This window comes from Psychrobacter sp. NC44, from assembly GCF_904846655.1.
Lineage (GTDB): Bacteria > Pseudomonadota > Gammaproteobacteria > Pseudomonadales > Moraxellaceae > Psychrobacter.
In genome coordinates this window covers 42,322-62,736 of record NZ_CAJHBN010000016.1, presented here as the reverse complement: position 1 = coordinate 62,736, position 20,415 = coordinate 42,322, and the positions used below count along the sequence as shown (strand labels likewise).

General features: G+C 43.1%; 18 protein-coding genes and 1 pseudogene. 12 read left to right on the top strand and 7 right to left on the bottom strand.

Translation table 11 applies throughout. The annotated features are described in order from the left end of the window. Window positions 1-41 precede the first annotated feature (41 nt). Window positions 42-992: an acetyltransferase gene (locus tag JMX95_RS11500; protein ID WP_193007375.1), complete on the bottom strand. Its 951-nt coding sequence runs from the start codon at window positions 990-992 to the stop codon at window positions 42-44. Window positions 993-1,382: 390 nt separating this feature from the next. Between JMX95_RS11500 and JMX95_RS11495 the strand changes: the two genes are divergently transcribed. After that, entirely contained in the window at window positions 1,383-2,198 is an 816-nt protein-coding gene (locus tag JMX95_RS11495) for a DUF817 family protein (RefSeq protein ID WP_201560871.1), read from the top strand. 158 nt (window positions 2,199-2,356) lie between these two features. On the opposite strand, the gene JMX95_RS11490 is transcribed toward JMX95_RS11495, so the two are convergent. From JMX95_RS11490 to JMX95_RS11480, 3 genes are read right to left on the bottom strand one after another with little or no spacing between them, the layout of a single operon-like run. After that, window positions 2,357-2,995, bottom strand: a complete 639-nt coding sequence (locus tag JMX95_RS11490; RefSeq protein ID WP_193007377.1) for a phosphoadenosine phosphosulfate reductase family protein — start codon at window positions 2,993-2,995, stop codon at window positions 2,357-2,359. A 58-nt stretch (window positions 2,996-3,053) separates the two neighbouring features. Then, the gene (locus JMX95_RS11485; protein WP_201560870.1) at window positions 3,054-3,644 is read right to left on the bottom strand and encodes a DUF934 domain-containing protein; all 591 of its coding nucleotides are present in this window, start codon (window positions 3,642-3,644) and stop codon (window positions 3,054-3,056) included. After that, window positions 3,637-5,322 (bottom strand): nitrite/sulfite reductase, encoded by a 1,686-nt coding sequence (locus tag JMX95_RS11480; RefSeq protein WP_201560869.1) that lies wholly within the window; start codon window positions 5,320-5,322, stop codon window positions 3,637-3,639. Before JMX95_RS11480 ends, JMX95_RS11485 begins: the two co-directional genes overlap by 8 nt. 343 nt (window positions 5,323-5,665) lie before the next feature. Here JMX95_RS11480 and sat point away from each other — a divergent pair, with 343 nt between their 5' ends. Next, the gene (gene sat / locus JMX95_RS11475; protein ID WP_201560868.1) at window positions 5,666-6,928 is read left to right on the top strand and encodes a sulfate adenylyltransferase; all 1,263 of its coding nucleotides are present in this window, start codon (window positions 5,666-5,668) and stop codon (window positions 6,926-6,928) included. A gap of 136 nt (window positions 6,929-7,064) precedes the next feature. On the opposite strand, the gene JMX95_RS11470 is transcribed toward sat, so the two are convergent. Then, the gene (locus tag JMX95_RS11470; protein WP_227676055.1) at window positions 7,065-7,571 is read right to left on the bottom strand and encodes a hypothetical protein; all 507 of its coding nucleotides are present in this window, start codon (window positions 7,569-7,571) and stop codon (window positions 7,065-7,067) included. Between the two features lie 497 nt (window positions 7,572-8,068). Between JMX95_RS11470 and JMX95_RS11465 the strand changes: the two genes are divergently transcribed. The 5 genes and pseudogenes from JMX95_RS11465 to JMX95_RS11445 all read left to right on the top strand — a co-directional run. After that, a complete protein-coding gene (locus JMX95_RS11465; RefSeq protein WP_201560884.1) occupies window positions 8,069-9,136 on the top strand; it encodes a sulfate ABC transporter substrate-binding protein in 1,068 nt (355 codons plus the stop codon). A gap of 250 nt (window positions 9,137-9,386) precedes the next feature. Beyond that, the gene (locus JMX95_RS11460) at window positions 9,387-10,481 is read left to right on the top strand and encodes a sulfate ABC transporter substrate-binding protein (protein WP_201560866.1); all 1,095 of its coding nucleotides are present in this window, start codon (window positions 9,387-9,389) and stop codon (window positions 10,479-10,481) included. A 283-nt stretch (window positions 10,482-10,764) separates the two neighbouring features. Next, window positions 10,765-11,649, top strand: a complete 885-nt coding sequence (gene cysT, locus JMX95_RS11455) for a sulfate ABC transporter permease subunit CysT (RefSeq protein ID WP_193007384.1) — start codon at window positions 10,765-10,767, stop codon at window positions 11,647-11,649. Continuing rightward, window positions 11,649-12,605 carry a sulfate ABC transporter permease subunit CysW gene (gene cysW / locus JMX95_RS11450; protein ID WP_045456181.1) on the top strand — a complete coding sequence of 319 codons (957 nt, stop codon included), beginning with the start codon at window positions 11,649-11,651 and terminating at the stop codon, window positions 12,603-12,605. Before cysT ends, cysW begins: the two co-directional genes overlap by 1 nt. Before the next feature lie 110 nt (window positions 12,606-12,715). Further along, window positions 12,716-13,435 (top strand): annotated as a pseudogene (locus tag JMX95_RS11445) (sulfate/molybdate ABC transporter ATP-binding protein); the annotation flags it as partial. A gap of 152 nt (window positions 13,436-13,587) precedes the next feature. Here JMX95_RS11445 and JMX95_RS11440 read toward each other — a convergent pair. Continuing rightward, complete coding sequence (locus JMX95_RS11440; protein ID WP_045456178.1) at window positions 13,588-13,917, bottom strand: ArsR/SmtB family transcription factor; 330 nt, start codon at window positions 13,915-13,917, stop codon at window positions 13,588-13,590. 378 nt (window positions 13,918-14,295) lie between these two features. Here JMX95_RS11440 and JMX95_RS11435 point away from each other — a divergent pair, with 378 nt between their 5' ends. From JMX95_RS11435 to bfr (JMX95_RS11425), 3 genes are all read left to right on the top strand, one after another. Then, window positions 14,296-14,487, top strand: coding sequence for a bacterioferritin-associated ferredoxin (locus JMX95_RS11435; protein ID WP_045447323.1), 192 nt, complete (start codon window positions 14,296-14,298; stop codon window positions 14,485-14,487). A gap of 436 nt (window positions 14,488-14,923) precedes the next feature. Continuing rightward, entirely contained in the window at window positions 14,924-15,412 is a 489-nt protein-coding gene (gene bfr / locus JMX95_RS11430) for a bacterioferritin (RefSeq protein WP_045456174.1), read from the top strand. A gap of 67 nt (window positions 15,413-15,479) precedes the next feature. Next, complete coding sequence (bfr, locus tag JMX95_RS11425) at window positions 15,480-15,959, top strand: bacterioferritin (RefSeq protein WP_045447317.1); 480 nt, start codon at window positions 15,480-15,482, stop codon at window positions 15,957-15,959. 191 nt (window positions 15,960-16,150) lie between these two features. Here bfr (JMX95_RS11425) and JMX95_RS11420 read toward each other — a convergent pair whose 3' ends face one another. Continuing rightward, window positions 16,151-17,527, bottom strand: a complete 1,377-nt coding sequence (locus JMX95_RS11420; RefSeq protein ID WP_055125460.1) for a DHA2 family efflux MFS transporter permease subunit — start codon at window positions 17,525-17,527, stop codon at window positions 16,151-16,153. A 355-nt stretch (window positions 17,528-17,882) separates the two neighbouring features. On the opposite strand from JMX95_RS11420, the gene yghU reads away from it, so the two are divergent. Further along, window positions 17,883-18,737: a glutathione-dependent disulfide-bond oxidoreductase gene (gene yghU / locus JMX95_RS11415; protein WP_201560865.1), complete on the top strand. Its 855-nt coding sequence runs from the start codon at window positions 17,883-17,885 to the stop codon at window positions 18,735-18,737. Window positions 18,738-19,099: 362 nt separating this feature from the next. Further along, a complete protein-coding gene (locus JMX95_RS11410) occupies window positions 19,100-20,371 on the top strand; it encodes a DUF1176 domain-containing protein (protein ID WP_227676054.1) in 1,272 nt (423 codons plus the stop codon). Window positions 20,372-20,415 lie beyond the last annotated feature (44 nt).

The following is a 20,415-nucleotide window of genomic DNA, read 5'->3' as shown; positions in this document are numbered from 1 at the left end:
AGGCGTAAGAATATCAAACATCTTTAACCGGATGCCAAAACCTATTCAAACTCACTCAGCATCTTAGTCATACGGGCATCTTTTTGTTGCCAGATATCCTCTAACCAGTCAAACATCATTTTTTTGGTGGTTTCATCACGGTCATAGCCGCCGTCCATGATGGCAGCAAATAATTCGTCTGGTATCTTTAAGCGAGTCACATCGACGCCCAAACGGCGAATATTGCCTTTCCATAAATCATCATAGTCAGGCGCGCCGTCTGGGTAGACAATGGTCACGTCTAAGATAGAATCCAACTCAGTGCCTAACGCATTAATTGCTAATGACAAACCGCCAGCCCGTGGTTTTAACAAATGCTGATAAGGGGATTTTTGTTGGTCATGTTTTTCTTTAGTAAAGCGCGTCCCTTCCAAATAGTTTAATAGCGCGAAAGGTTTGTCCTTTAATTGACGACAAGCACGCTTAGCCTCAAGCAGGTTTTGTTTTTTAAGCTCTGGATTCTTGGCCATCGCTTTGGCAGAAAAGCGCTTCATCATCGGAAAGTCTAAGAAATAAAAGGCTTGACCGATAACAGGAATATAAATCAGATTAAACTTGGTAAAAAACCGTGTCAGAGGCAGCGTATCTTGGCTGATATATTGCACAATGCTGGTGTCAACCCACGATTGATGGTTGCTTACCAATAGATACTGCTTGTCTTCGCTCAGGTCGTCAGGCAGGTTAATGCGCCAGTCTTTATGAGGTAGGGCATGATCAATGACGGCGTTATTACTATTAATCCAGTATTTGGTAATCGCAATCAGCGCATCATCCGCAGCTTTTGCTCCTGTCAATACTTTTGCCGCTCCCAAAGTCCAGATGGGCAGACCCACCATCGCACTATTGGCAGTAAGAACACTCGTACCAGTTAAAAAAGAGGCGGTCTTGCCTACCGCTGGTAGCTTATCGTGCAGTTTTTCATAGAGTGAATCGATTTTTTTTATAAAAGACATAATAAATATCCATATTGATGAGCGCGAGTGCCTATAAGGAAATAAAAAAGGATGAGTAACTTTGTCCATGATGCGGCTTTATAGCGTCGGTTTAATGCCGAGCAGCCACTGAGGCAAGCCATAGAATACCGCAATGTTAGACAATAAAACGTTCAAGAAACGTTAATTATTCAAATGCTGACTTCTTTATACAGATAGAGATATTCAAAAATAATAGAAAATTGTCTATTAAGCGGAGTATTTGCTATAGTTTGGCGGCCTCTAATGAATACTTTATATAATAAGCTATTGTGAGGAAGAGTAAGATGTATGTCATGGTTCACCATAGCGTATTAAGCGAGCTGTTAAAGCAATAAACGGTAGTCAATATGATTGTAGTGCTAATCTAAGGTGTTGAACATTATTCCGCGTGGCGCCGTGCTAAGTTTAGCGTCTGCTTTGTTTGGCATCCTTTTATTATTGGCTTTTGTACTGACTCATCAAATAAGCTGGTCGGTTCTTGGCATCTATCGCTACGATCTCTTGTTGGGATACGCTTTAATTATTCAAGTCTTTTTGGTTTATTTCAAGTTAGAGACACCGCGTGAGGTATGGGTCATTGCTATTTTTCATATCATGGCCATGGCAATGGAGCTGTTTTTAACCCATCCCAAAATTGGTTCTTGGTACTATCCTGAACCATCCATTTTTAGAATTGCCACTGTGCCACTTTTTGCCGGTTTTATGTATTCGGCCGTAGGTAGTTTTTTAGCGCGTGGCTTAAGATTGTTTAATGCCTCTTTTACCGACTTGCCACGTTTACTATGGGTGAGTGTATTGGTTATTTTTTCTTATGCCAACTTCTTCACTAAGTTTTTTGTCCCTGATATTCGCAATATATTGTTCATCGCTTCAGTAGTTTTATTTTGGAAAACCAGAGTGTTTTTTCAAATCCATCACAAAAATAATCTTCAATTGCGTGATACCAAGCAATATCAATGTCCATTTTTACCATTACTGTTGTTCCTCGCTTTTTTGGTTTGGTTGGCAGAAAATATTGCTACTTTTACCAATATTTGGCGTTATCCGTCACAAGCGAATGTATGGCATATGGTAGGTTGGGGTAAGCTGGGCTCTTGGTACTTATTACTGATGTTAAGTCTAGTGTTGGTTTTGGCAGTCATGGGTAAAAGGGATGAGAAAGGCGGTTGGCAGTTAGCTCGATAATTTTGATACTTGCGTGTGTTCTCATTGTTTTGGCAGTAGCGCTAGCGCTTGGATTATAGATTCAAATTTTGTGGGACTGAATATTGAATCGAATATGAAAATAAAAAAAGCCCTCTTAAATCATAAGAGGGCTTTTACTTTATGGATTGCTGCTAAAATTACAACTGCGTATGCAAACCACACTCACGGCTTTCTTCTACTTTCGTCGGATCAAAGTAATCAAATTCATTCGGTAAGTTATGCTCTTCGAGATAAACATCTAAATCGGCGTCAGTGTTTTCAAACAATGGTGCTACTTTTAACACGCCATCTTTTGATAGGCTAAGTACATCAAGACCTTGACGGAATTCCGTTTGATCTTTACGAATGGCATTGAACCACACGTCAGGCTTTAGCTCATCTAGCGCGCGGCGGAATGGCTCAAGTTTCACTTGTTCAGTGAACTCGCCATGTTGCGGGTTGTCAATGCCTGGGATGCCATTCATGGTGGCGTCACGATGGGCAGCGGTTTGTTTTGGAATATACGTCACGACGTTGAGATCAAGATCACGAATCAATTTGTTGGCAAACTGATAGGTCGCATCGGTGTTATAGCCTGAATCTACCCATAATACGGTGATGTCAGGGCGCTGCTTGGCAACCAAATGCAAGATCGCTGACTCATAAGGACGGAAGTTGGTGGTGATGATTGGGTTTTTGGCTTGCGTCAATGCCCACTCAACGATTTGCTCAGGTGATTTACCTTGCAAATCTTGGTTTGCTTGGTCGATATCTAGGTTTGGGTGTAATTGGCTCATAATACATTCCTTAATAATTGTTAATATAAAAATAGCGATTTGATAGTGAATAATAAAATCAGTTTTTTGAGAACATCGGTAATGCTGAAGCGTCTCGACCATCATAGCTACTGGCTAGGGCAGTGAAGGCTTGGCTAATATCAGATTTAGCATCATGCTCATTGAGTACAAAGCTAGTAGCACCAGCGCGCAGCAAATAAGCGATTTGATCACGACCAAACGCGCCTGCCATGCGAATATCACCTTCATAACCAAGCTGACGCAGGGTCTGTGCAAAACTAAAACCGCGACCGTCTACAAAACTTGGGACATGAATGACGATCAAGTCTTGCGTCAATAAAAATTCTTTTACATCAGGCAGATCATCAGCATCGGTGTTGGATGTGATCCACACACCCAATCGGCTGCTGTGCTGCTTGAGGATATCCAATACTTGCGCGAGCAAACCGTTTGCCAGTTTGCCATCAGCATTTAATAAATCTGCTAGTGGGACAAGTACATCAACTTTTTCTTGTTTGTGTAACAGCTCAAGTAAGGTCAGGTTTGATAACGCGATACCGTCAGGCAGCTGCGCTGTCGCTAGCGCTTGCCAAGTATCTTCGCCACTGATGTCTGCGCCATGGCTATCAAGCACATGATGATTAGCCATAGACCTTCTCCTTAAAGGGGGCGATACCAACGCGGTCAATCACGTCACCAAAACCCTCAACATCTTGTTCGTTAGTGCCGCGTATATCGAGATACACATCTAAAATGGTTTGTAGCGTGCTGGCCACATCATCCGCTGGCACCGCTTTTCCTAAGATTTTGCCCAATTTGGCGTCATTACTAGAGTTACCGCCAAGGCTAATCTGATACCAGTGCTCGCCTTTTTTGTCCACACCCAAGATGCCGATATCACCTGTGTGATGATGGGCGCAAGCATTCATGCAGCCTGACATGTTTAGGCGAATATCACCAAGATCATACAAGTAATCTAAATCATCAAACTGCTTTTCGATTTGTTCAGCGATGTTATGCGTCGTTGCATTGGCAAGCGAGCAGTAGTCCCAACCTGGGCAGACAATCATGTCAGTTAAGGTGTTGATATTGGCACGCGCTAAATGCAATTCTGCTAGCTGCTGCCACAATTCATAAAGCTCATTGGTTTGCACATCAGCGAATACCAGATTTTGCTGATACGTACCGCGCAATTCACCAAAGCTATAACGATCAGACAAATCGGCAAGCGCATCCATTTGCGCATCACTCAAGTCACCTGATGGCACATAACGACCGTCCACCAGTCCGGCTTTTAAAGAGATCACTACCGCACGGTAACCGTCCACCTTATGTGCCACGGTGTTTTGCTTATACCAATCAGCGAAATCTTTATTGTCTGCCAATTGTGCTTGCAACTCTGATTGTACTGCGAGCGCATCAAATGACTGATAATCAGGCATGCTAAAGTAGCTAGCAGCGGTGTCAAAATTCTCTTCAGTCAAGGTAAGCGGGCCATCTTTAGTATGTGCTTCCCACTCAGCCTCCACCAATTTGCCAAACTGATCGCCACCTAAGCTATCAACCAAAATTTTAATACGGGCTTTGTACTTGTTATCACGGCGACCATGCAAGTTATAAACGCGCAAAACGGCATCGAGATAGCTGAGTAAATGCTCACGAGGTAAAAACTTGCGAATCGTTTTGCCGATAATAGGGGTACGCCCGAGGCCACCACCAACGATCACTTCAAAGCCAAGCTCGCCTGCGTCATTGGTAACGACGTGCAGACCCACATCATGGACTTGCGTCGCAGCTCGATCCGCTTCGGTACCGATGACTGCAATTTTAAATTTACGTGGTAAAAAGGCAAACTCAGGGTGGAAGGTTGACCACTGACGGATAATCTCACAATAAGGGCGTGGGTCAGCAATTTCTTCTTTATGGATACCCGCATAAGGATCCGTTGTCGTATTACGGATACAGTTACCTGAGGTTTGGATGGCATGCATCTGTACTGTCGCAAGCTCAGCCAAAATGTCTGGCACTTCTTCTAGTTTTGGCCAGTTCAGCTGAATATTGGTACGGGTGGTCATGTGCCCATAGCCTTTATCATACTTACGGGTAATCTCAGCCAATTTTCGCAATTGGTAGCTGGCAAGTAGCCCGTAAGGAATAGCGATACGCAACATCGGTGCATAACGCTGAATATAAAGGCCGTTTTGTAATCGCAGCGGCAAAAACTGCTCTTCTGGCAGCTCACCTGCCAAAAATCGCTCGGTTTGGTCGCGAAATTGGGCAACTCGTTCCTCTACCAAAGTCTGGTCAGCGTAATTATATTGATACATGACGTAATCTCAGTTTTGTTTTTAATCTTAAAATCAGCGACGAAAATGATTTGCGTGTGTAATAGGTTTTATTGCCGTTCGCAATGTAAATAATTCAGCTATACATCATATAAGCTTGTAGCCAGAAACATAAATTCCTTTCAGACATATCCATATCCAAACACAGCATAAATTTTCATAACGAAAGTTAGGTAGCCTATGCGTATCAAATTTAATGCCCAGTCGCTAGTACGCTACTTATTATCTAGCGACGGCTTTCTTCTCAGTTTTGTACATTTAATCGCTTTTGCATTTTTGCTCATCTCTTCCAACCATTCTTTTTATAAGAGGTTTTAATAACTATATGTCTCAAACTCAAAGCCAAACCCAATCACAATTCAAATCAAAGCTGGTTCCACCACATGGTAGTGCAGAGCTTAAGCCACTATTATTAAACGGTGCAGCACGTGATCAAGCATTAGAGCTTGCCAGCACATTGCCGACCATCACTCTAAGCTCACGTGAGCGTGGTGATTTAATCATGTTCGGTATTGGTGGTTTTACTCCGTTAAATGGTTTTATGAATCAAGCGGACTGGCAGGGCGTGGTAGACAACATGCGTCTGCAAAGCGGTGAAAACGCTGGCTTGTTTTGGCCAATTCCTATCACTTTGTCTGCGCCAAAAGAGACTGCGGATAATTTGAGTCAAGGCGACAAAGTAGCCTTGGTCGCTCAAGATGGCGAAGTCATGGGTATCTTGACGGTAGAAGAGACTTATACCATCGATAAAGAGCATGAGTGTCAGCAAGTATTTACGACCACGGATTCAGAGCATCCAGGCGTACAACAAGTATTAAACCAAGAAGCCGTCAATATTGCCGGTAGTGTTGAAGTACTTAGCGAAGGTGAGTTCCCAACGTTATATCCAGAAATCTACAAAACGCCAGCAGAAACGCGCGCAATTTTGGATGCTAAAGGCTGGAAAACAGTGGCGGCATTCCAAACGCGTAATCCAATGCACCGCTCACATGAATATCTGGCCAAGATTGCGATTGAAATCTGTGATGGTGTATTGATTCATTCATTATTAGGGGCATTGAAACCTGGCGATATCCCAGCAGAAGTTCGTCAAGAAGCCATCAAAACCTTGATCGACAACTACTTTAGACAAGATACCGTTATCCAAGCAGGCTATCCGTTGGATATGCGCTATGCTGGCCCACGTGAGGCATTATTACATGCGCTATTCCGTCAAAACTATGGCTGTAGCCATCTGATTGTCGGTCGTGACCATGCGGGTGTCGGCGATTACTACGGTGCGTTTGATGCGCAAACTATTTTTGAACACGTTGGTAAAGACGACCTTATCACCCAACCGCTCAAAATTGGCTGGACGTTCTGGTGTAACGCTTGTAACGCGATGGCATCAGACAAAACTTGCCCGCATGACGCCTCTGAGCACGTTAAAGTGTCAGGTACTAAGCTGCGTAAAGCGCTATCAGAAGACGAAGATGTACCAGATAACTTTAGCCGTCCAGAAATACTACAAATTTTGCGTGACTACTATGCCGGCATTGCAAAAGAAGAGCGTGCTGAAGTTAAATTAACGGGTGCATCTGCGGTATAAGGGCAGATCATCAGTATAAATAACCCGTACTAAGCCAGTCATAAAAAAGGTGTCAGACTTATTGTCTGGCACCTTTTTGTTTTTATCACTACTTTTGAAATGAAAAACACGTCCTAACACATGCTAGCGATGACTATTAAATCTCCAAACCTACTGCCAGCTTTTTATATTCTCCAGCAAGCGAGCCTCCACCTGAGCAAAAATAGTTCAGTGCATACTTGTCTGGGCTGTCGATGATGAGGGTGTCATCCTTAAATTGAAAAAAAGCCGTGCTGTCATTTACCTTTGACTGAAAAATCATACCATGAGCAGTATCTTGCCCCATGAATGTCGCTTTACCATCGAAGTGACAAGTAGGTTTTTTGATATCGCTGCGTGAGCGAACTCTAATGTCAATCTGTCGATCACCATCTGCTCGTACCATCACGCCAACCCAATCATAGCCTTGCGCGCGCTTTTCATAACCTTCATCAGCATAATCTCCAACGACTGCTTGCACAGCTGGCATGACATCGGTTATCGGTTGTTTTATAGCTTGGTGATTCACGCTAGGTGTCACGTTATTACAGCCACTTAAGGCAAACAGAGCCGCCGATGTGGTGAAAAATACTGAAAAAAAGCGTGAGTGACGAGGTGGAGACATGATCATTTAAGTACCTTTGATAAAGGAGTGATTAAGAGGAATGGTCGTTATCTAAACGCAACGCCTAACAGCATGGCTGTAAGGATATTAGTTGACCACTACAAGAGATAGTATCGTTTACATAAAGGCTCGTCTATATAGTAAGCAATACCATTACTTACTCAAAAGTGTCTGCTCATCACTATAGCGCAAAATACTTAGAAAAAATAAGCCTTGTAAAATAATTAATAAAATGACTTATGCCAAGTTAATCACTCGATAAGCGCATTTGTCACTAAGCATTTGACTCACATGCTGTTAGCATGTTTCTCATTATCCATAGAACCGCATCCAAAGAATTATGAGCATTAATAAGATTGTTAATGCTGTGGAAAACGCTTCTATTATCAACATTATCGAGAGCACCCATGCAACCAGATAACAAAAGTATTCAGCAAATATCTCAAAAGAGTCATTTTGCTAACCTGCATACCCTTATTGAGGATAAAAAGACGCCAATGCCGCTAGCCAATATCAGTGTTAAAGTTGGTAGCGTACTAGCCTTTGCCATGCTAATGACAGGCTGTAATCCTACCGAAGCCACTCAACAAGACGGCTCGAACGCGACAGGTGATGCAAAAAATATCAGTTTATTAAATGTCTCTTATGATGTATCACGCGATTTTTATAAAGATTATAACGCTTTATTTAGCGCAGATTATCAACAAAAGCATTCAGACAGTCAGGTCAATATCAACCAATCACATGGTGGGTCAAGCAAACAAGCATTGTCGGTTGCCAATGGTCTGCAAGCAGATGTAGTCACTTTAAACCAAGAAAGTGATATGAATCTGTTGGTGAAAAAAGGCTTGGTCACAGCTGATTGGCAGCAAGCGTTCCCGAACAATGCGGTGCCTTATACCAGTATCATGGTGTTATTGGTGCGCGATGGTAACCCCAAAAACATCAAAGACTGGTCGGACTTGGCGCGTAACGATATCGACGTAGTGATACCAAACCCGAAAACCAGTGGCACCGCGCGTTATGCGTTTTTGGGTGCTTATGGTTACGGATTACATCAATTTAAAGAAACGATGCAAAGTCCTGCCAAAACGGATGATTTTATCAAAAAGCTACTGGCAAACGTGGTCACTTATGACAATGGCGCACGCGCCGCAACGACCAGCTTTACTCAGCGCGGGCTGGGCGATGTGCTCATCACGACCGAAAATGAAGCGCATTTAGCCGCCAAGCAATTTGCCAAAGGACAGGTCAATATCATTTATCCCAGTTATTCTATTGTGATTGCGAACCCAGTGGCGGTCGTAACAGCCGTCACTGACAAAGACGGCAAGACGGCAGCGGCGAATGCTTACTTAAAAGGCTTATGGGACACCCCAGCACAAGAGCTGATGGCAGAGATGTATATGCGTCCAAGTAACCCACAAGTGCTGGCAGCTCACAAAGCAACTTTGCCTGATATTGAGACTTTTGAGCCGGTAGCAGTGTTTGGTTATTGGGAGCAGATCATGAGCACTTTCTTTGTCGATGGTGGGCGTTTTGATCAGCTGGCAAGAGTGAAGTAGGGAGCCGTTTATCAAGAGATTGTCAATGGCCTGATACATACTCAAAGTGCTCAATTTGTATGAGCCAGAGCGGGTAGTTAGTAGTGTGTCAGCGTTATGTATTAACGATACTATTTAAGTGATTGATAACCTTGTATTTATCCCTTTGTTATTCCATTTTGGCAATAACATACGCATATTCATCATTAAACATAATAAGATGGCACTGTTAGCATACTTGCATTACTTAACAGATACCTTTGAGGGATTTATGACATACGCTTTGCACTATCAACAAAAAAGTAAAAAACGTAACGTCTTGAGCATTGCAGGCGTTGCATTAACCTTGGGGCTGGCTGGCTGTAGCAATAGCGAGACAGAGACGACTGCTAATGCAGATGGCACCGCTGCCACAGAAGGTCAAAATATTGAGCTACTGAACGTCTCATATGATGTGGCACGTGACTTTTATAAAGACTACAACCCATTATTCGTTGAGCATTATAAAGCGGAAAATCCAAACAGCAATATTCTAATCAAGCAGTCACATGGTGGCTCAAGCAAACAAGCGCTGTCGGTTGCCAATGGTCTGCAAGCAGATGTCGCTACCATGAACCAAGGCTCTGATATTGAGTTACTTGAGAAAAAGGGTTTGGTTGAGTCAGATTGGGAAAGTAAATTCCCAGACAATGCCGTTCCTTTTACCAGCACCATCGTATTCCTAGTCCGTAAAGACAATCCAAAAGGTATCAATGACTGGGAAGATTTGACCAAAGAAGGCGTTGAGATCGTCATGGCAAATCCAAAAGTGACCGGTAATGGTCGTTATGCGTTCTTGGGCGCTTATGGTTATGGCTTACATGCTTTTGATAAAAACGAGACCAATGCCAAAAACTACGTGAAAGACATGCTCAAAAACGTCAAAGTTTATGAAAATGGCGGGCGCGCCGCGACCACCACTTTCGTTCAACGTGGTATTGGTGATGTCCTAGTGACTTTTGAAAATGAAGCCAACCTTGCCGCCACTGATTTCGGTGCGGGTAAAGTAGATATCGTTTATCCTAAATACTCTATTAAATCAGAAAGCCCTGTTGCGATTGTCAAGTCAGTGACAGATAAAAAAGGCACAACGGATGCCGCAAAAGCTTATCTTGACTACTTATGGAGCGAGCCTGCCCAGCAGCTAGCAGCCAATCTATACTTGCGTCCTAGCGTCAAAAGCGTCCTTGATAAAAATGGTGATAAATTACCACCAATCGAAACCTTCCGTCCAAATGATGCCTTTGGCACGTGGGATGAAATCATGGGTACCTACTTCAGCGATGGCGGTGTATTCGACCAGCTCGCCATTAACGCACCGCAGTAATCACTTGCTAAGTGCATAAGAGAAGCTACTGCGCTAGCAAATGCAGTCAGTCACACCGTTAGTCATGCAGAACCTTATAAAGGACATGGTCATATACGCTATGTCCTTTATACCGTAAGCACACTAATAACTACCTGATAGCATGGTTTTATGGACGACATCATCGTTAAATGCTTTCTGTTAAGTGCTCTTTTTAAGTATCAATAGTGAAAACCCACGTGAAGCAATAACAATAAATAGTAATCATCGCTAAGTACGATTGGTTAGGCAATAGGACATCATTATGAGTGCAAAAACATCTCCTGCCAGCGAAGCCCCTGCAAAAAAAGGGTGGTTAACACGTTTGCGCCAACGCAATGTGCTGCCAGGGTTCGGCCTGAGCATGGGTATCACGGTCTTTAGCTTGTCGCTACTGGTGGTATTACCGTTTGCCATGATGGCCTACACCACGACTCAGATGGGTTGGACTGGATTCTGGGAGACGATTAGTCAGCCGCAAGTCACTGCTGCTATCAAGCTAAGCTTATGGATGTCATTTTTGGCGATGCTGACCAACATGGTGTTTGGCACATTGGTCGCTTGGGTACTCGTACGCTACGAGTTCTGGGGTAAGTCGTTGATTAATGCGCTAGTTGATTTACCATTTGCATTACCAACGGCGGTCACGGGCATTTCGCTTGCGACCCTTTATGCCCCTAATGGTTTGATTGGTCAGTGGTTTGATAAATTTGGCATTCAGGTCGCCTTTACACCTATAGGTATTTGGCTCGCCTTGGTTGTGGTCAGTTTCCCCTTTATTGTCCGTGCGGTACAGCCTGTACTCGCTGAGCTATCGGTCGAATTTGAAGAGGCAGCCGCGGTATTGGGCGCCAATCGTTTTACGACGTTTCGCAAAGTAATTTTGCCAGAGCTTTTGCCCGCTTTACTCATGGGTGCAGGCATGATGTTTGCTCGTGCCACTGGCGAGTACGGTTCGGTTATCTTTATCGCTGGCAATATCCCCATGCAATCAGAGATTTTACCGCTCATTATTATTAGTAAACTAGAGCAGTTTGATGTTCAAGGGGCTTCTGCGGTTGCATTATTTATGCTACTGATCTCATTTGTGATCTTATTGACCATTAACATTGTGCAGTGGAAACTGTCGCGCCGTGTAGGAGCTCGCTAATGCAAATATCTAATAGCTATGACTACCAGAGCAATGCAGCGACTAAAGATACGCCATGGATACGCCTTACCTTTATCGTCATCGCAGTGCTATTTATGGTCATCATGTTGGTCATTCCCTTGCTGGCTGTGTTCTATGAAGCCTTTAAAGGTGGCTGGCAGTTGTATATTGCCTCGTTGGTTGACCCAGAAGCCCTGCAAGCCATTAAGCTGACGTTAATTACCGCGGCTATCGTCTTGCCGATTAATATGGTGATGGGTATCGCAATTGCATGGTTAGTGACGCGCTATCAGTTTAAAGGTAAGCAGCTGGTCACCACCTTGCTTGATCTGCCATTTTCAGTATCACCCGTCGTTGCAGGTCTGATGTTTGTTTTACTATTCGGACTCAATTCCACCATTGGCGGCTGGCTTGAAAGCATGGGATTCCAAGTTATTTATGCGGTTCCAGGTATTGTATTGGCAACGCTGTTTGTTACTTTCCCTTTTGTAGCACGTGAGCTGATACCGCTGATGCAGACGCAAGGCGACTCTGAAGAGCAAGCGGCATTGACCTTGGGCGCAACTGGTTGGCAGACGTTTTGGCATGTGACATTACCCAATATCAAATGGGCACTACTTTATGGTTTGATTTTGACCAATGCGCGGGCAATGGGTGAGTTTGGGGCGGTGAGTGTGGTATCTGGTCATATTCGTGGCGAGACCAACACCATGCCACTACTGGTTGAGATTGCTTACAATGATTATAACTTTACCGCCGCTTTTGCCTTGTCAAGCCTACTTGCCGCGCTGGCGCTCGTGACGTTGCTTATTCAACAAGTCATGACTAAGCTACAAGAGCGCAAATTTGCCAAGTCCGAACGGCTGGCAAGTGTGCCTGAATTACTGGTAAGTGCCAACGCTACGAAGGCTACCAATACTACTGATGCAACAACCGCTGAAATTTCGGATAAGTAATACTATCTACACTTGGTCTGAAAGGGCTGGCATTAGATTTAATTTAATAATGTAAATGCGGTAACCAAAAAATCTGCCACCATAGCAAAGATATAATAAGAGAACCCATTATGAGCATCGAGATTCGCAACGTTAATAAAAAATTCGGTCAGTTTACCGCCTTAGATAATATCAATATCACCGTGCCGACTGGCAAGCTGACCACTTTACTGGGACCATCAGGCTGTGGCAAAACGACGTTGTTACGCATTATCGCCGGCTTAGAATATGCTGATTCAGGGCAGATATTGTTTGATGAGATGGATGTGACCAATACGCCAGTACAAAAGCGCCATATTGGCTTTATGTTTCAGCATTACGCATTGTTTCGTCATAAAAATATCGCCGATAATGTCGCCTTTGGACTGACCTTGTTACCAAAGAATGAGCGGCCAAGTAAGGCAGATATCAATAAGCGCGTTGCTGAGCTATTAGACTTGGTGCAGTTACCACAAGTTGCCAATGCTTATCCGCATCAATTATCAGGCGGTCAGCGTCAGCGGATTGCGCTGGCACGCGCCTTAGCAGTGAAGCCAAAATTATTGTTGCTCGATGAGCCTTTTGGTGCACTCGATGCCAAGGTACGTAAAGAGCTGCGCACGTGGTTAAAGAACATCCACCATGAGCTTGGTATTACCAGTATCATGGTCACTCACGATCAAGAAGAAGCCCGCGCCGTCTCAGATGAGATCGTGGTCATGAATCAAGGGCGGGTAGAGCAGGTAGGCACATCGGAGGAGCTGATACACCAACCAGCCAATGCGTTTATTAGTGATTTTTTAGATTTGGCATAGTAAAATTTGGTGCAGTTCTTCTATTATCACCCATAAAAAAAGACCTATTTATTGTAGGTCTTTTTTTATGGGTTAAAGCAGGTCTCAATTTCATTTGGTATCTAGCGTTATTGAGATCAAATGTTGATAGCAATAATGCTAGATAGTCATCATATCTCAGCAGGCTTGGACATATCGATATCTTTGCTAGATATTTGTTTATAAGTAATATCCAAAATCTCTTGGCACCATTCTGGCAAGTCGTCAGCGACTTCATACCACATCCACGTACCGTCGCGAACACAGCTTAAAATGCCGAGTTTCTTTAAATGGTTCAAATGACGCGATATTGTTGGCTGTGGTTGATCTAGTATTTCTACCAACTCACCAACACAGCGCGATTCTTTGTTAAATAGAATTTGAAATATTTTTAAGCGCGTCGGGTCAGATAAGACTTTAAATAACTCGATAGGTCGTATCGTAAAATTATTATCAGACATAGAACAATTCCAATTGGGCTTTGTTAATAGGGGTTCAATATAACAGCAGTTATCTACAAAATCGATTAAAAAATGGGCTAAATTACAGTTCGTCGTTAATTTACTACCTTTCATCATATTCGGTTACACGCACGCTTATATTCACTTACATCAATTAACTGCGTGCAATATAACTCTACTTTGATGACTGTACTTTTATACCAATAATATATCAAATGCTATTGCAAATGATAATAGTTATCGTTATTATACATCAAGCCATAAAAATGACCGTGAATATCAAGACAAACACTCTAATCACCATTTTTATCATCAATGCACTAAATTTATGAGCAATAAAAGCAGTTACCGAATAGCGGTATTCAGAGGAGCCAGACCATGTACGTATGCATCTGTAATGACGTAAAAGAAAAGCAAATCAAAGCAGCCATTGCTTCAGGTATCGATACCCTTGACGGTCTAAAAGATACCCTCGATGTTGCGACTTGCTGTGGCTGCTGCGAACCGATGGTTAACGATTACCTAGATGAGCATCATGCGAGACTCGATGTCTTGGCTTACGCTGTCTAAGCGTTATCAAACCAGAGATTTACTACCCAGCTGTTCATCACCTCATTACACCAATATCACTAGTACGCCTCGATACCACATACATTCAATATTCCGCACTTATCCTTTGGTCATTATACATAAAGGGTAAGTTGCGAGCGTCCATATAACTTTACTCATACACCTACTACAATGATATTGAGCATCATTAGCAGCCATTGTTGCGATAAATCAGTGATTACTAAAGCTAGCTAATTATGATTCTCAATTAGCATCTTATTCTTAGTTCATAACATTACAAGCTGTATAGCGCCTATATGCTACTATATCTGTCTCACGTTGTAAGACGTTTTGTTGATTTTGATCTTTACTGATCAGTTTACCAATAGTACTATCCTTATATGGATAATTATGAATGTACGGTGATCTGTAAAATATAAATAGGGGAGTATAGGTTATGATAGGTAGCCCAAAAGTCATTGATTATTTGAATTTTTTGTTAGGCGGTGAGCTTGCTGCCCGTGACCAGTATTTTATTCACTCAGAAATGTATGCTGAGTGGCATTATGGCAAATTGTACGACCGTATCCATCATGAGATGGCAGATGAGACGCTACATGCCCAATCTATTATTCGCCGTATCCTAATGCTGAGCGGCACGCCGAAAATGACGGTAAATGCCATCAATATCGGCGCGACAGTTCCTGAAATGCTGCAACTTGACCTTGAGCTAGAGTATCAAGTACAACAGCACTTAAAAGACGGTATTGCTCTCTGTGAAGCAGAGCGCGATTATGTCACGCGTGAGATGTTGGTAGAACAACTAAAAGACACTGAAGAAGATCATGCGCATTGGCTTGAGCAACAGTTGCGCTTAATTGATATGATTAGTCTGCCCAATTATCTGCAAAGCCAAATGGCTGAAGTCACTCCCAATCTTGTTTAATGTCACGAAGATATGAACAATAACCATAGTATTTAGCATAAATAACGGCATGAAAGGGAGAGAGATAATGAAAGGGGATAAAGAGGTTATTCGCGCTTTAAATAAAGTGCTCGGACAGTCATTGATTGCCATCAACCAGTACTTTTTACATGCGCGCATTGCGCGCCATTGGGGATTAGAAGCCCTCAATGAGAGTTTCTATAAACAATCCATCGCTGAGATGAAATGGTCTGATGAGCTGATTGCCCGGATTTTATTGCTAGGCGGTTTACCAAACTTGCAAGATTACGGCAAGATGTTCATCGGTGAAGATGTGCCAGAGATTATCGAATGCAACTTGCGCCTAGAAAAACAAAAATTCGAGATCATTACCGATGCCATTACTCTATGTGAAACAAAGTCTGACTATGTGTCACGCCAGCTATTGGTGACGCTAAAAGATGGTAATGAAGAGTATCAAGACTGGTTAGAGACTCAAGAAGACTTGATCGAAAGCATTGGGGTTGAGCGCTATATCCAATCACAAATGGATGATGACGCGCCTTAATGGTTCATTGTTGATGCAATGAGCCGTAATATGCTCTAAAAATGCCAGCGTGTCTTGTGGTTTATAATCACTCACATGCTGGCATTTTTATGTCTCATATTTGACAACGCGTGCTATCTGCACTGCTGACAAAATCAACGCTTAATCAATATTTTTTCAAACTCTTTATTCAAAATCCAAATATCAGCGGCTCAGTATAAGCCGCGTCCATCTTCGGGCTTAAGTCGTAAGAAGTAAAGCCCCGAGAGAATGGTCAAGACCCCAAGTATCCAATAGGTGGTTTGAAACGCTGTCAGCGTATCCATTTGTAGCCTTTCACGTAACAGCGTCAGTACCGCTGCCCCAAAAGCAATACCGAAACTAATCGCTAACTGCTGATTGACCGCCATCAAGCTATTGCCGCTACTGGTTTGAGCGCCTTGCAAATCACCAATAGTAATCGTATTCATCGCGCTGAATTGCATAGAATTACAAGCGCCCATTATGGTCAAAATAGGGATAAACCATAACCACTGTGAGGCATCGGTAAACTGTGCCAACACAATAATGAGCGTGCCCATCAAAAACGTGTTGAAGACCAGCACTTTGCGATAAGTATAACGCTGAATAATTTTACTGACCCATGGTTTAATCCCGATAGCACCGACCGCGATGGGCGCGAGTAGCCAACCTGCCTGCGACGGTGAGTATTCAAACACCACTTGCAGCAACAGCGGCAGCAAAAACGGTACGGCGCTAATACCTAAGCGCGTGAATAGGTTACCAGTGATGCCAATACGAAAGGTGCGAATGTCAAACAAACTCAAGGGGAACAACGGTGCTTGACGACGCTTGGCGTGCCAGATATAAGCGCCTATCAATAAACTGGCCACCAAACTAAGCAACAACCCATAAAACCCTCGACCAGTCTGTGAGCCGAACTCTACAGCAAGCGTAAACCCACAAGCCGCTGCCGCAAACAATAAAAATCCTGTCCAATCAAGCCGCTTGGTATCCTCAAATAGTGCCGGAACCAGTTTTTTGCCCATGATAAAGCCAAAAATACCCATCGGTATATTGATCAAAAATATCCAATGCCAACTGGTATATTGTACGATATAGCCACCTAAGACCGGTCCTACTAGCGGTGCTACCAAAGCAGGAATTACCGCAAAGTTCATAACGGTCAGCAGCTTATTGCGTGGGTAGGATTTGACCAATATTAAGCGAGCCACAGGCGTCATCATCGCCCCGCCAATGCCTTGTATAACCCGTGAGCCAATCAAAAAATCCAACGTTGGTGACGCAGCACATAGCAGTGAGCCAATACAAAAGATAATAATCGCTGCCAAAAATACTCGGCGCGTGCCGTATTTATCCGCCAAAAAACCACTGATGGGAATAAATATGGCCAAAGTTAGCGCATAACTGATCACCGCCCACTGCATTTTTAATGGAGACTCACCCAGCGCCTGTGCCATCTGCGGTAATGACGTATTTAATATAGTGGCATCCAAAATTTGCATAAATAGCGCCACCGCTAGCACATAGGGCAAGTATTTATCTTGTGTCGGGGTTAGCGTTACCATGTAAATCTCATTAGATATCCCATCATAAAATGAACAAAATAGTCTATTGACGACTAATTCGCTATACCAACCGAGTAGTATAAGAAAGACTCAATCATAATAAAAGGGAATCAAAGTAACGGCTGGCGGTTGAGGTTATAGAATTCTGTGTTTAGAGATAATAATATTAACACTGCTTACAAGAGAGGGCTTTAATATCAGGGTTAGTTATCGTTATAGTAAACCCTCGCTAACGACTTAAGCCAACAGATATGCAGTATAGTTAATTTCATCTCAATCATATGAGATTGGATTGACTACCGACGATATAAGTAGAAGCATCAACAATACGATAAAGATAAATTGAGGATATATTATGAGTCAGGAAAATAACAAAGGTTGCAATCATACCGATGGGCAAAACGATAAATATGTACCACCAAAGGTTTGGACGCAGGACAAAGAAAACGGTGGTAAGTTTGCTAGTATCAATCGCCCAACAGCGGGTGCGCGCTATGAGAAAGCGCTGCCAGTAGGCGCTGCGCCATTACAGCTGTACTCGTTGAATACGCCAAATGGCGTCAAGGTTAATATCCTGTTAGAAGAGCTTGCCGAGATTGGTGTTAAAGGTGCTGAATATGATGCCTATAAAATTGATATCTCTCAAGGAGAGCAGTTTGGTTCTGGCTTTGTAGCCATAAACCCTAACTCAAAAATTCCAGCCTTGGTTGATCATTCTGCCGATATAGCTGGCGAGCCGATAGCACTTTTTGAGTCTGGTGCTATCTTGATGTATCTGGCAGAAAAATTTGACCAATTTATGCCTTTGTCACTTGGCAAAGCACGGGCAGAGTGTTTGTCTTGGGTCATGTGGCAGATGGGCAGTGCGCCTTTCTTAGGTGGCGGCTTCGGACATTTTTATGCTTATGCACCTGAACCGCTAGAGTACCCGATCAACCGCTATACTATGGAAACCAAACGCCAGCTCGATGTGCTGGATACCCATCTAAAAGACAGCACATATATGTGTGGCGACAACGAAGCCGATTATAACATTGCGGATATGATTATTTGGGCATGGTATGGACAATTGGTGCTTGGAAAGCTCTATGATGCCGCCGAGTTCCTGCAAGTTGATGACTACAAGCATGTGAAGCGCTGGGCACAGGCAATTGCTGAACGTCCAGCTGTTAAGCGTGCCGTAGACCTGTCATTAAAGCCTATTGACTAAACCTATCGATAAGAGACGCATTAATAAAATCAAGGCTGATAAGCAAATAGCCTATCAGCCTTGATTTTATCCGACATCTTGCTATTCTATATTCATATATGGTTATATTAAAATAGAGATATACTTACCTGTTTACACAATGATACATTAGTACAACAGATAGAAACCTTAGTACGTTAAGATAGCTTGAGTACCTCAAGCATATAACATCTTAATGAGCGGGTATCTATAGTGCTTATTTGATTGGTTTAATATTACTGGGACACCAGCAAGGCGAATAGAGCCACTTATTATAATAGACTGAGTAAATCAGACAGAATATCTGATTGAAATAAGATTGACTATATTGATGGATAATGATTATGAAGGATGATAACCGTAAACGGATCAACTTCTCACGACAGGCGATGGCTAGCGAATTAAAAGTTATCAATACCAAACTCAGCGCCATTTATAACGATCAACAGATAGATGCTGATCGATACTCAATATTGCAATACAAAGCCAACTTAACCACCCATCCTAAAAAAATAAAAAAGATACTCTTATTGATGATAAAAAATAAAATACGATTACCTATGTTTGCTGCTATCAGCGCAGCTTTATTTAGTACAGCGACGATGGCCAGCAATGGCGTTGAATTTACCAATCAAGACTGGCAGGTAGTCTGCGACAATACCCGTACGTGCCGGCTGGCAGGCTATCAAGCAGAAAACAATAGCGAATTCCCTATATCGGTATTGCTCATACGCCGTGCAGGTGCAAATGCTGGTGTGGATGGCAAGGTAAAGCTGGGCGGTGCTAAAGAAAGCTCATCTAAAGCCTTGATGCAACTTGGCAATCGTCATCGTATATCATTGTTCATCAATGGTAGAGACTATGGCGAAACCAAGCCTTTTTCAACTGCAGCAGGTAATGCTGACCTGACCCCAACACAAGTCACAGCGCTACTAGAAGCACTGACTAAGTCAAGCAAAATTGAGCTAGTGCTACGTAACTCACGCTGGCAACTGTCTGATAAAGGGGCTAGTGCCGTCATGCTCAAAGCAGATGAAGCCCAAGGTCGAGTAGGGACGTCATCTGCCTTTATCAATACTGATGGTGCCGCCAAATCAAATAGCACTGTATTGTCACTCAAGTCAGCACCAAAACTTCGCTTTGTGGCGCCCAATCCGAAAGCCGTCGCTAGTAACAATAGAAAGTTTGTGATGAAATCGTCGCAACTAGCGGCGCTGATGAAAAGTACGATGAAAGATGCGGATAGTGACTGTCCCAATCTATCAGACAAATCACCATGGCGTGTGAGCCGACTGAACGGCTCACAGCTGTTGGCACAACATGATTGCTGGACGGGCGCTTATAATACTGGTGCAGGCATCTGGGTCATCAATGACAGTAAACCTTATAAACCGACATTGATAACCACCAACGCCACTGGCTATGATAAGGGTAAAATCACTTCCGTACAAAAAGGTCGCGGCATCGGTGATTGTTTAACCAAGACTGATTGGATATGGACAGGTAAGGCATTTGAAAAAAGTCATGAAAGTACTACAGGGCTTTGCCGTATGATTGAAGCGGGCGGTGCGTGGCAGCTGCCGACGTATGTCACCGAAGTTAAAATGGTGCGATAGCCGCCAATAATACTGCTGATTGTCTTATTACTCAGCATATTGAA